Below are 13,339 nucleotides of genomic sequence, written 5' to 3' on the forward strand. Positions count from 1 at the left end.
AGTGAGGAACATCAGCTAATCATTGATCATTTGTATAGGCATGGACAGTATTAATAACACCGTATTCTATGCCAAAGGCATCATTCAGCACTTTGGCCATGGGTGCCAGGCAATTTGTTGTGCAGGAAGCGTTGGATATGATTTTATGCTCAGATGTCAATCGATCTTCATTTACCCCTATAACAACCGTAAAATCAATTTCATCCTTGGCCGGCACCGTAAGAATAACGTGTCCTGCGCCAGCATCTAAATGAGATTGTAGCTGTTCACGTGTCCTGAACACACCCGTGGCTTCAACGACAACATCTACTCCCAGTTCAGTCCAGGGCAGAGCAGAAGGATCGTGCTCATTAAGCATTTTAATTGAATGATTAGATGTCGTTAAGACCCCGTTCTTGACACTCACAGAATCTTTTAATGGCCCCATGACAGTATCGTATTTCAGTAAATAAGCCAGTACGTCGTCGTTGGCAAGGTCATTAATAGCTACAACATCAATGTCTTTTTGTCTATTTAAGATCCGAAAAACTGTACGGCCAATGCGACCAAAACCATTTATTCCTATTCTCATGCGGCTTCTTCCAAGTCGCAGTACGCTTTCGTGAGCTCAAGAATACGCTGCGAATATCCATAACCGTCATCATACCAGCAAAGAGTCTTCAGCAATTTTCCTGCAGCAATCATTGTTGCCCTGGCATCAAAAATCATCGAATGGCTATCACCCACAACATCGCTGGATACTATGGGGTCATCTGTATAACCGATGATGGCAGATAGGGAATTTTCAGAGACATCTTTCATTACTGCATTCACATCTTCAACGGAGGGTGTTGATTGTAATTGAGTTGTAAGATCTACGCAAGAACCGTCAGGGATGGGGACGTTAAAAGCGATACCTGCAATTTTTCCTTTGAGATGGGGCAATATGGTCTCCACTAATTGGGGGGACCGAGTCTGGTTGGGAATAATATTTTCTACAGCTGAACGGCTGCGGCGCAGATCTGACCGCACACTGTCAGCTAGAGGTTGATCTGACGTATAAGCATGAACGGAGGTCATCATAGCTTTTTCCAGACCGAATTCATTATCTAGGATATTCAACATCAGAGCTAGGACCTGCGTCGTAGATGAAGAAGGGGAAACGATTTTATCATTAATTGAAATATCATTATCATTCAATCCCATGACAACAATACGATCTACAGGATCTTCAGGTGGTTTGGTTACTATAACCCGTTTTGCTCCGGCATCCAGATATTTTTCCAGATCAGTGCGGGGCCAAATACGGCCGGTGCAGTCAATGATGACATCAGCACCAAGGGCATCCCAAGGCAATGAACCGGGTCCTTCCCCGGGTAGTAAGCGAACTTTTTGGTCACCGAAATATATGTAATTATCTTCGAGTACTGTTTCAGTTTCTGTAGGTCCATATACTGTATCATGCCCCAGTAAATAAAAGAGAGCTTCAGGCTCAGCCAAGTCGCTGATACCAACAAAATTGAAACGCGGGTCGTCATAACCGAGGCGCAATAGATTACGACCGATGCGTCCGAAACCAACGATTCCTATATTAACTTTAACTGCCATATCATGCTTTATATTATAAAATATTCAATGCTCAGCCAATCGCCTCTTTACCGGTTTCTCCTGTTCGTATGCGAATACACTCTTCAATGGGCAGGATAAAGATTTTCCCGCGTCCCTTATCACCATCCTTCTTAGCAACTTTTGTTATTGCCTCGACTGTAGACTCTACAAATTCATCGTTTACCGCAATTTCCAATCTGACTTTTTTCAATAGGGTAATTTCATGTGAAATACCACGATATACTTCCTGGACTGGGAACTCTTTCCCCTGCCCTTTGGCATTGGTAACCGTGAACTTGTAGATTTCTCTTTTCAAGAGCTCCTCTTTAATATAAGGAAGCTCCTCCGGCTGGATAATTGCTATAATCAATTTCATAATTTTACTCCTTCAATTTCTTTATTCTACGGTAAAAATCTGAAAGCCAGCATACGATTCCATATCATGCTCACCAATATCTAAACCGAGTATTTCTTCTTCCTCTGATACACGCAATCCGAGAGCAAGTTTTATAACCTGAAAAATGATGTTTGCACTGACAAAACAGAATAGAGCATAAGCTCCAACACCTATCGCCTGGGTGCCTAGCTGGTAATCAGGGCTAAATATGCCAACAGCCAACGTACCCCAGATACCGCAAGCCAAATGAACCGAAATAGCACCAACAGGATCATCGATCTTCATTTTATCTAGCTGTATGACAGCAACCACAACAATGACTCCGGCTATCAAGCCGACTACAACCGCATACATGGGGCTAATGCAGTCCGCCCCGGCTGTAATGCCGACCAGACCCGCCAGTGAACCGTTAAGTATCATGGATAGATCAGGCTTCTTTGAAATAATCCAAGAGGCCCCCATGGCACCAATCACGCCTGCGGCAGCAGCTAACGTCGTGGTAACAAATACGAAGGAAACAGCACCAGGGTCTGCTGAAAGCACCGATCCGCCGTTAAACCCATACCAGCCAAACCACAATAAAAATACTCCTATAGTTGCAAGAGGCATATTGTGACCCATAATAGGTTTAATCACACCATTCTTGGAATATTTTCCCAAGCGCGGTCCCAGTGTATAAGCTCCAACCAGCGCTGCCCATCCACCGACACTGTGGACCAGTGTTGAGCCTGCAAAATCATGGAAGTTTTTATCAGCTAGCCATCCTCCACCCCAGGTCCAAGAACCTACAATCGGATAGATAAGGGCGACATAAACTGTTGAGAATACTAAAAAGCTGCTAAGCTTGATTCTTTCGGCAACCGCCCCTGATACAATCGTCGCTGCCGTAGCAGCAAACATAGCTTGAAAGATAAAGTCTGTCCAATAGGTATATCCGGGGTTATATGCAGGAGTTAAGCCCTCTGCACCTGTACTGATCCCTAAACCGGCAAATCCAAAAAATCCGTTGAACTCCCCCGGATACATAAGGTTGAAGCCGCAAACAGCATAAGTCAATATCCCGATAGCAATAATACTCACATTCTTGAATAGGATATTAACTGTGTTCTTTGCCTGGGTAAGACCGGACTCCAGGGTTGCAAAACCCAAATGCATGATAAACACCAAAAAGGTCGCCACCAGCATCCATGTATTATTTATGGTAAAGACGGCATCTGCAGCTGTAGGTTCACCGTTAGCAAAAAGGGAGGAACCACCCAGCAAGAATACCACTAAGAATATGTTTTTGTTTTTCATGCTCTAATCTCCAATTAAAAGCTAACACCAAAAACAAGAAATGATGTTTGCTGGTCTGGATTAATTATGTACGATGCTGAGAAGTTATCTCTACTGGCAGAGACACCAATACTAACCGGTGCAAATTCGCCATCAGTACTATATGCACCATTACCTAATCCCAATGAAAGCGCACCGTATGTCAATTCAAGGTAGATTGAATTATCGTCATCTCCACTTACATTAGCTGCTGTTAAGACACTGACTGTTCCGACATCCATGCCAGCACTGACCTCAAAGATGTGCTTATCCAAATTGAAAAGAGAATCTGCACCTGCATAAGAAGGAAAGAAATAATCTGTTAACGTCAGACCAACAGGTCCTACAGTTGTTGAGGCATACAGATCGCATTCATTTCCACTGGCATCTAAAGGACCCGGACTTATGGACCAAGATCCCCAAGCACCAATTGACACTGGACCAAGTGAAGTTTCAATAGTGGGCTGAACAGCAGCAGCATTGCCATAATCTGTGCCGCGCCAGATATAACGGCTGACAATGTCAGCCCCGAAACTCACCTGCGCAGCTACCGCTGAAAGGTTCAGCGCTACAACCACTACTGTCGCTGAAAACTGTCTTATTGATCTTGGAACTACCATGTCTTTATTCACTCCTTTTGTTCTTGTATTGTTGATGGTACTTAACTGTATAGCTTCGAGAGCAACCGTAAATTATTAAGCATTATATTAAATATGCAAGAATAATTTAAGTTATAATAAATAAAACTTAAAATATGTGGATCTTTGTGTTGTTGAGTCCGGGGAAGGAGACTTGAGAGCGGCGGCGAAATGGAGTTACAGGAAGACTGGGAAGGGTTTTCCTAAAGTGGCAGCTGGTGGTTACAATTTTTTAGCGGGAATAAGCCTGGTCAGCCTGCCTTATTCGTTAAGGAGAACACCCATCCGGGCCGCAATATGCTGATCATACACCTCTTCAAAATCGATGATATCCAAGGCCAACGGAACGATTTTCATAAAATGGCTTCTCTTGTCTTCCCAATTATTGAGAATCAGATCAGCAGTTACAGAACCGGTATGAAACTTGTGACTGCGGAGAAGCCTTCGCACCAACCCCTCGTCAGCCTGAGAGAGAGACGCCGTTCTAACGAAATCTCTGTTGAGATTCTCGAGTGTGTCTGCAGATGCACGGTACACAAAAGCGACTCCACCTGTCATGCCGGCGCCAAAGTTGCGGCCGAACTCACCCAGCACAATGACAGTCCCCCGGGTCATATATTCACAGCAGTGATTCCCCACTCCTTCAACCACAGCAGCGGCGCCGCTGTTGCGGACGGCGAATCGTTCCCCGCCTCTTCCGGCCACCAGAAGCTTCCCGCCAGTAGCGCCATAGAGCACAACGTTCCCGATAACTGTGTGACTTTTCTTGCGGGCGCGGATTTTCTTCGGCATTCGGATGCTGATGATGCCGCCGCTCATTCCCTTGCCGACGTAGTCATTGGCTACCCCCCGCAGGCGCAGCTCAATCCCGACCGTGAGAAAGGCGCCGAAACCCTGCCCCGCCGCACCACGCAACTGATACTGAATGTTGCCGTGGTAATGACCTCCGCCGTACAGAAATGCCAGCTCTCCCGATAGACGCGTCCCGATAGCCCTATCAGTGTTCCTGATCGTTCTGCGGACAACCACATGCCCGTGCGTCATGATGGCGGGCCGAATCTCCTCCATCACCTCTTCATCAATGTGCGGTTTCTGTCTTACAGCGGCGGGCTTCAGCTTCACACCCGTGTCCACAGGCAGACCTTCAGGCGCGTCCGGATTCAAAATAGCCGTCAGATCAATTCCCTTCTCAGCAATGTACAACTCGAACTGAGAATTCTGCGCAAGGAGGTCTGTCCGCCCAACGATATCCTCCAGCGAATAAAATCCCATCCCGCTCAAAAGATTTCTCACTTCCTCCGCTACACTGGTCAAATAGTTCGCCAGCTGTTCCGGTTTCCCTTTGAACTTCTGCCGCAGTTTCTCATCCTGTGTGGCAATCCCCGCCGGGCAGGTGTTGAGGTGACACTGCCGCGCCATGACACATCCGATAGCCACAAGAGCCGATGTGCCGAAGTCAAACTCTCCCGCTCCTAACAGAGCCGCCATGATAACGTCGCGCCCCCTCTTCAGACCGCCGTCCACCCGCAGGACGGTGCGGTAGCGCAACCCATTCGACATGAGAGTCTGGTGCGTCTCCGCCAGACCGAGCTCCCACGGAAGGCCAGTATGTTTGATAGACCCGAGGGGACTTGCTCCCGTCCCTCCATCCCCGCCCGAGATGAGGACTACGTCCGCCCCGGCCTTCACCACGCCGGACGCCACAATGCCGACGCCCGGCTGCGAGACTAATTTAACAGAAACTTTGCCCTGTGGATTCGCCTGCTTCAAATCGTAGATGAGTTGAGCAATGTCTTCAATGCTGTAGATGTCGTGGTGCGGCGGTGGCGAGATGAGCGGTACACCGGGTGTGGAAGAACGAGCGCCCGCTATCTGCACCGTCACTTTGTGACCGGGGAGTTGCCCCCCCTCTCCCGGCTTGGAGCCTTGAGCCATCTTGATTTGAAGCTCCTTGCCCGCACGGATATAATCGATTGTAACGCCGAAGCGGCCGCTGGCCACCTGCTTCACGTAGCAGTTAGCATCTCTGTCCGGACTGCCATGTGCATAACGGTCTGGCGCCTCGCCGCCCTCGCCGGTGTTACTCCGTCCACCAGTGAGATGCATCCCCTTTGCCAGCGTGCGATGGGCCTCATCTGAGATGGCACCAAACGAAATGGCGCTGGCGCCGAACCGCTTGCAGATCTCAGAGACCTCTTCCACCTGAGCTAACGGAACAGCCTCACCTTTTCTGATTTCTAAAAGATCCCTCAGATAGACGGGCTCTCTGGCGACCGTGCCGTTCGTCCGGTCTCCCGCAGCTAACTTATGTATCAGCTTGAAATGTGCCGGAGCGAAGCCGTGTTCTTCCCCTCCTTTACGGTAACGGAAGAAGCCTTTCCCCTCCAGCCGGGGATCATCACCGGCAAAGGCAAAACTGTTCCTTTCAACAAGCCGCTGTTTGATCTGCGGCAGATCGATCCCCCCCGTATCGCATCCGATAGAAGGGAAATAACTGTTAAGAAAACGCTGCGATAGCCCGATACCGTGAAAGAGCATACTGCCGTGATAACTGCTGATGGTAGAAATGCCCATCTTCGACATAATCTTGAGCAAGCCCTTTTCCAGAGCATAGCGGTAGTTGCTCATCATCTTCGGCCAATCAGCAGAAGCAAAGTGCTCCCGGATCAACTCATAGGCCATGTAGGGGTAAACGGCGCTGGCGCCAAAACCGATGAGGCATGCTACGTGATGATCCTCCACCACATCCCCCGTGAGACAGACAAGGGAGACTTTACTCCTGATTTTTTTATCAATAAGGTGGTGATGGATCGTTGACACCATAAGAGCCATGGGAATGGGAAGCAGGTCGCGGCGGATATGTTCGTCACTTAAGAAAATAATTTTACTGCCGCTGAGAACGGCCTCCTCGCTGGTGTTTTTCATCTTTTCAAGATAGTCCTCGAAATCACCATCGAGGGGCAGATGACACAGCATTCTTGTGTAGGGAAACCACGAGATATTTTCCATCAGTATGCGCGTCTCCCGCGGAGAGAGGACGGGGCTTTTGATGCGGATGGCGCCGTTGAAGCGCGGTCGCTTCGCCAGCAGATTCTCCTCACTGCCCATATACTTGAACAGGCTCATGACAAATCTCTCCCGGATGGAATCGATAGGTGGATTCGTCACCTGAGCAAAGCTCTGCTTGAAATAGTCGTAGAAACGGTGATCGTGTTTCGAGAGGAGCGCCGGAGGCGTGTCATCACCCATGGAGCCGATGGGCTCCCTTCCGGTCTCTGCCATAGGAATGAGAAAGCGGCTCAGATCTTCCCTGTTCCATCCCAAGGCGAAGCGTAATCGCTGATCAAAACCGTCTTGTGGGAGGGCAAATTCTCCAAACTCCTCCTCATCGTCCTTCCGTCTGACAACCTTGAAGTTATTTTCCAAGAGAGAAGAATAGGGAGCCGCTTCGGAAACTTCCCTCTTGATCTGTTCGTCTTCCAGAATTCCACTGCCGTCCAGCGCCACGGCAAAGATTTCACCAGAGGTCATGTGGTGGTGGAGGATGAGGTTGTCAGTTTCCACATCGACAACTCCCGCTTCGGAAGCCATGATGACAAGCCCATCTTTCGTTAAGGTATAACGCAGCGGCCTGAGACCGTTACGGTCAAGCTTGGCCCCCACATAGTCGCCATCGGTGAAGACCAGGGCCGCCGGACCGTCCCACGGCTCCACAAGGTTTTCGTGATAGATGTAAAAGTCCTTCAGGGCACGGGACATATTGGGACTGTCCAGATAAGGTTCTGGAACCAACATCATCAGGTTGTGAAAGAGGGTCCGCCCGCTGTAACACAAGAATTCTAGCGTATTATCCAGACTGCAGGAATCGCTGCCTTCATGGGCAATGATCGGTTTCAATGTTTCAAGATCATCCCCCCAGTAGGCAGACGTCATCTCCCCTTCCCGCGCCTGCATCCAGAGGCGATTTCCCTTGATGGTGTTGATTTCACCGTTGTGCGCAGTGAATCTGAACGGCTGAGCCATGGCCCAGGTGGAGATGGTGTTGGTGGAGAACCGCTCATGGAAGAGGGCGACCTTGGCCACGTAGTCAGGCTCAATCAAATCGAGATAAAAATGATCAATCTGCGATGACGTCATTAATCCCTTATAGACAATCGTCTTTGATGAGATGGAGCAGATAAAGCTTTGCGCTCTTTTCCTCGTCAGCTCTTTTTCAATCGCCTTGCGCAAGAGGTATAATCCCGCCTCCACAGAGCGCGCTCCATCTTCAGGACAGGCAAACAAAAACTGGAAAATAGCGGGGCAGGAAGACTTAGCCGTTTCTCCTAATGCGTCCCGATTGGTCGGTACTTCGCGCTTGCTGATGTATCTCATCTTATACTGAGTCGTCATTGATTGGAACATCTTTTCCACCAGTACAACCTCGGTCCGGGCGGCAAACACCATTGCCACAGCCAGCGCTTCATCCTCTGCCAGAGAGTTGCCGAAGTCTTGCGTTACAATCCTGGAGAAGAAGTCTTGAGGAATGTCCGTGAGGATGCCGGCACCGTCTCCCGTCCTTTTGTCCGCACCCGTGGCACCGCGGTGAGCCAGTCTCTTGAGGGCGCTGATAGCCAATGTCACCACGCGCCGGCTCGGCTCTCCGGACACTTCCGCAATAAATCCGGTGCCGCACGCATCGTGGAATGCAGACACATCTACCAGTGGATATTTTGAAGAATCCATCACGACTCTAGGAACCTGTTTTGTTCGGGAACTGTACTAAACCGCCCCGCAAAGGGGTTTAGACTTTACCTCACGACAGAAGATAATATAAGTGGTGAACCGTCGAAAAGGTAGAGAAAATACGCGGGCCCATCAGAACACGGTCATGTCCGTGAGGTGAACCAGTAAGCTTAGGAATGGAACGATTGTAGAACAAACAGTCCATGATTTCCGTCATCGGCCTTCCGCAATCCACCCCGCCACATCCTCCCCGATGGCAATGGCGGCTGTCAGGCCGGGAGAGTCAATGCCGATGAGGTTGATCCAGCCGGGATAGCCCGAATCTTTCTCGTGCCTGATGTAGTAGTCGGAGGGGCCGTCGTCTGCATCAGCAAGCTTCGGCCTTATGCCGGCAAAGTCCGGACTCAAGTCCTCCCGCTCCAGAGCCGGCAGATATTGCTTCACATCTGTATAGAACATATCGTGGTCTTTCTCCCGAACGACGTAATCCTCCTCCCGCTCCTCAAGCCATTCAGCGCTGGGTCCCAGCTTTACATCACCCCCCTGATCAAAGCTGAGGTGGATGCCGAGGGAGTCGTGAACCGGATCTGGAAGAGGGTAGATAAGATGCTGAATACGGTGGCGCCATCTGGGAGTGAGCTTGAAGTAGGACCCCTTCGAAAAGCGCAAAACGGGGCGATCTTTCTTGTCCGAACCCCACAGGAATTGTGCCACGCCGTCGCTATGAAGGCCGGCGGCGTTTACCACCCAGCGGGTTGTCACCTGATAGGAAGCGTCACCGGGGCCGTGAACGGAAAGGGCGTAATGGTCGCCTTCAGGATCAGCCCCCACCACCGCCGCCTTGATCAACAGATCGTGGTCCGCCTCCGCTGAATAGCGATGAAAAGCCGCCATCAGTTCATGGGCTGAGACGATGCCGGTACATCCTACAAATAGGGCCGCCTCGGCTGAAACTTCCGGTTCAACCGTCACTATCTCCTTGCGGCTCATGAGAACTACCTCCGGCACTTCATTGGCCTGCGCCTGGCGGTACAGTCTGTCCAGATCGTCTTCCTGTCCCTTCTGCGCCACCACCAATTTGCCGCACCGGCTGTGCCAGACGTCGTTTGCGCGGCAGAAGGGGTAGATCAGCTCGCGCCCCAGGCGGCAGTAGCGCGCTTTCAGCGAATTGGTGGGGTAATAGATACCGGAGTGAATCACCTCGCTGTTGCGGCTCGATGTCCCTTTACCGAAACCGTCTTCCCGCTCAACGATCAAGACTGAATCGAACTTTCTGTCGGCCAAGGCTCTTGCCACAGCCAATCCTACCACGCCGGCGCCTATGATCACGACGTCGTAATCAACATCCATGAGACACGATTCAGTGAAGAGCCAGCTGGGTGTTTTCTTTGTAGGTGGACATGACGATCATGGTGTGAGTGCGGATGACGCCGGGCCACGACTGTATCTCCCGCAACAGATTTTCCAACGATGAAGTGTCACGGACTCGCACCTTCAGAATGTGAGATCCTTCCCCAGTGATAGAGTGGCACTCCAACACTTCCTCCGCCCTCGCGGCACTTTCCACCAGATCACCGTAATGGTCCGATGATGACATATCCACAAGAAGAAACGCTGTTACGTCATATCCTATTTTCTTGGAATTGACCACGGCCCTGAACTCCCGAATGATGCCTTCATCCACTAACTTCCTAATCCGCTCGGTAACGGCAGGTACGGACAGATGTACATGTTCTGCCACATCCTTGGCAGTCATGCGACCGTCGTTCTGGAGCAGATTGAGAATAATCTGGTCTTTCTCATCCATCATCATCTGCCTCATTATAGCGGATACGGCTGAACGGTACAAGCATTATTTAGGAGTACGAGGGCCATTCCCTAAAAAATTAAGGCGAGACGTATCGGCCTCGCCTCAAGTCTTGGCAGAACGTCCAATGGGCTGTCCGTTTACTCCCGATCTACCACAACTCCTCCGACAAGTCGGAACTCCATTGTTGCACTCCTGGTAAGAGTACTCAAGCTACACCGCCGGTACAAATTTCGGCAAGTGACAGCGTCCAAGATCAATACGCAGATCACACAGTTTTGCCACATCGGCCGCTTCCAAGACCGGCTCGTAGGAGATGGTCTCTGAACAATGGAGCACAGCGGTGGCTGACTCACCTCTCTCCCAGACGTACGCCTCCTCCTGCGGCAGCGTCTCCACGGTACATCCGAGATTGATAGCCCTCAATACTTTGTAGAGCGGTACATCTTGCGCGCCGAAAAGATTCAGCCGCACGAAGGGGACGGCGGGAATGCGCGGCAGGTCAGACCGGCGCGCCATGAGATTCAGCACCCTGCGAAAGGCGTTCCTGTCCGATAGAGGCAGACCGAGCATGAGACTGTCGTGACTCTCCCGCCTCTGCGACGAACCGTTCCGAAGCCACCGCTGCAGCAGGAAGGCGTCATCGCAAAGTGTGAGAAGGTTGGGGGAGTTGAGGGGCAGGTCGTCCTCCAAATGGAACTCCTTGAGCTGGCGCCGGGTGATGATCTCAGACAGTTCCTCGTAGCCTTCACGATTCCGGACAATAACGATCACACGCTTCTTCTCTTGAGTCAGTTCCACCCCCACCAGCGGCTGAATCCCCGCCTCACGGCAGCAAAGATAAAACTCCACCACGCCGTAAAAACCGTCTCTATCCGCGAGACAGAGCGCCTTCACGTCATACTCCACAGCAAACTCCACCAGCTCGGGAATGGAATGAATCCCCTCCAAAAAAGTGTAGTGACTCTTGCAGATAACTAGCGGCTTATCACACACAAAAGGTGTATACAGAAAGACGAAAAAGAGCCCTGTTCAGACTGTTTTTCTCAATCAGCGGCTGTTTCTGATGAGTTAAATACCCGTGTTAAAACGGCAGATCTTCGTCGTCCGGAGCCGCGTCCCCTTCAGGGGAGTTGCCGGCAGTGACCGGCTTTTTGCCTAACATAGTAAACATGTCACCGTGTACTTCCGTGGTAGTCCGCTTGACACCGTCCTTATCTTCCCAGGAGCGGGTCTTCAGTCTCCCTTCCACGTAAACCATCTGACCCTTCTTCAGGTACTGGCTGGCGGTCTCGGCCGACTTGCCGAACAGGACGCAGCGGTGCCACTCGGTGTGGTCCTCGTACTCACCATCACTGTTGCGGCGGCTTTCATTTGTGGCAACATTGAAGTTCGCCACGGCGGTGCCCGATGGTGTGTAGCGGCTATCCGGATCGCCTCCAAGATGCCCTACTATAATCGCACGATTGACGCTTCCTTTTTGCATTGTATTACCTCCCTTTTCATGTTATAGGTTAATTACCTCCCGCCAAGGAATATGGAGACGGGAGTAGATTAAGTCAAGAGATTTATTTTCCTCAACAACATCATTTTCATACAAGAAGTTGTCCTCACGGTTGTCCTTTTACAGCATATGACATCCCGTAGGAACTTGCACAGTTTATAAGATAAACGGCCTCTCCTCGCAACACCGAATCAAACCCAAACCGCCGCCGCGTTTTGTCCACCGCCTCAAGCCGCCGCCGCCCTTTCAGCCACGCCCCTTCATCAAAGAGATTCACCTGATGATAACAAGGCGTCAGATTGGAAAGTCCTACACCGATGAGGCGGATGCCTACCCGGCGAGTGATGGCTTTTTTCATTAAGTCGTCAGCCACAGAGTATAGAGCATCGTCCCGGTTATTCGGCTGAGGGAGGGTACGGGAGCGGTCGAGAGTCTCGAAATCTTCGTAGCGAATCTTGACGTTCACAGTGCGGGCGGCTTTGCCCTCTTGGCGCAGGCGGCGGCACACTTTTTCCGTAAGGTAGTGGAGGACGGCCGCAAGGTAGCGCCAGTCAGTGGTGTCGGTGCAGAAGGTGGTCTCCTTGCTAATGGACTTCCGTTCCCACTCCGGCGTGAGGTCGCTACCACCCTCTCCACAGGCGGCGCGCCAGAGGTACTTTCCATAGAGACCAAAAGCTGCTTCCATGAGAGACCCTCCCGCCGCGGCGATCTGCCCTACCGTTTCCAGCCCGAAATCCCTCAACGTAGCAGACATTTTTTCTCCCACACCGGGGATAATCTCCACTGGAAGTGGCGCCAGGAAGAGTTCCTCCCGGCCCGGCGGGATGTGGAGGAGTCCATTGGGCTTAGCCTCGTTGGAAGCGATCTTTGCCATCAGTTTATTCTGCGCCACGCCCACCGTACAATCGAGCCGAGTCGCCTGCTTCACGGTCCAGCGGAGCCGCTCCCCCGTCCCCATGGGATCACCCCACAGCCGTTCCGTGCCGGTGAGGTCCACGTACCCTTCGTCAATAGAGGTCATCTCCACCAATGGCGAAAACGACTGAAGCACCTCCTTTACCTTAAAGTGATACTGATCGTACAGATCAAAGTCCAGCGGCGCCACCACAAGATCGGGACAGAGCCGCAGCGCCACCGCCATGGGCATAGCCGAATGGACGCCGTACTCTCTCGCTTCATAAGAAGCGGACGTCACCACCGATCGGCCTCTATCGGGGTCTCCTCCCACCGCCACCGGCTTCCCTCTCAAGGAGGGATCCTTTAGCCGCTCCACGGCCACGAAGAAACAGTCCATATCGATGTGAGCAATCATTTCAGTCTGGTTATGGCTCCGCCCCGTCAGTCACACTGAGATAAGGTTTTCCAAA

General features: G+C 51.2%; 11 protein-coding genes. All 11 read right to left on the bottom strand.

The window, feature by feature from the left end; translation table 11 throughout:
• Positions 1-19: 19 nt before the first annotated feature.
• A complete protein-coding gene (locus tag QF669_07135) occupies positions 20-571 on the bottom strand; it encodes a glyceraldehyde 3-phosphate dehydrogenase NAD-binding domain-containing protein (GenBank protein ID MDP6457204.1) in 552 nt (183 codons plus the stop codon).
• Entirely contained in the window at positions 568-1,587 is a 1,020-nt protein-coding gene (locus QF669_07140) for a glyceraldehyde 3-phosphate dehydrogenase NAD-binding domain-containing protein (GenBank protein ID MDP6457205.1), read from the bottom strand. The genes QF669_07135 and QF669_07140 overlap by 4 nt, the downstream gene beginning before the upstream one ends.
• A 31-nt stretch (positions 1,588-1,618) precedes the next feature.
• Positions 1,619-1,963 (bottom strand): P-II family nitrogen regulator, encoded by a 345-nt coding sequence (locus QF669_07145; GenBank protein ID MDP6457206.1) that lies wholly within the window; start codon positions 1,961-1,963, stop codon positions 1,619-1,621.
• Positions 1,964-1,984: 21 nt separating this feature from the next.
• The gene (gene amt, locus QF669_07150) at positions 1,985-3,169 is read right to left on the bottom strand and encodes an ammonium transporter (protein MDP6457207.1); all 1,185 of its coding nucleotides are present in this window, start codon (positions 3,167-3,169) and stop codon (positions 1,985-1,987) included.
• Positions 3,170-3,294: 125 nt separating this feature from the next.
• Positions 3,295-3,930 (bottom strand): hypothetical protein, encoded by a 636-nt coding sequence (locus tag QF669_07155; GenBank protein MDP6457208.1) that lies wholly within the window; start codon positions 3,928-3,930, stop codon positions 3,295-3,297.
• Between the two features lie 267 nt (positions 3,931-4,197).
• Positions 4,198-8,661, bottom strand: coding sequence for a glutamate synthase large subunit (gene gltB, locus QF669_07160; protein MDP6457209.1), 4,464 nt, complete (start codon positions 8,659-8,661; stop codon positions 4,198-4,200).
• Between the two features lie 213 nt (positions 8,662-8,874).
• Entirely contained in the window at positions 8,875-10,011 is a 1,137-nt protein-coding gene (locus QF669_07165) for an NAD(P)/FAD-dependent oxidoreductase (protein ID MDP6457210.1), read from the bottom strand.
• Positions 10,012-10,021: 10 nt separating this feature from the next.
• The gene (locus tag QF669_07170; protein MDP6457211.1) at positions 10,022-10,483 is read right to left on the bottom strand and encodes an Lrp/AsnC family transcriptional regulator; all 462 of its coding nucleotides are present in this window, start codon (positions 10,481-10,483) and stop codon (positions 10,022-10,024) included.
• Positions 10,484-10,681: 198 nt separating this feature from the next.
• Positions 10,682-11,464: a PHP domain-containing protein gene (locus QF669_07175; GenBank protein ID MDP6457212.1), complete on the bottom strand. Its 783-nt coding sequence runs from the start codon at positions 11,462-11,464 to the stop codon at positions 10,682-10,684.
• A gap of 88 nt (positions 11,465-11,552) precedes the next feature.
• Positions 11,553-11,954 (bottom strand): single-stranded DNA-binding protein, encoded by a 402-nt coding sequence (locus tag QF669_07180; protein MDP6457213.1) that lies wholly within the window; start codon positions 11,952-11,954, stop codon positions 11,553-11,555.
• A gap of 124 nt (positions 11,955-12,078) precedes the next feature.
• Positions 12,079-13,284, bottom strand: a complete 1,206-nt coding sequence (dinB, locus tag QF669_07185) for a DNA polymerase IV (GenBank protein ID MDP6457214.1) — start codon at positions 13,282-13,284, stop codon at positions 12,079-12,081.
• Between the last annotated feature and the right edge of the window lie 55 nt (positions 13,285-13,339).

The organism is Candidatus Neomarinimicrobiota bacterium (genome assembly GCA_030743815.1).
GTDB lineage: Bacteria > Fidelibacterota > Marinisomatia > Marinisomatales > S15-B10 > UBA2146.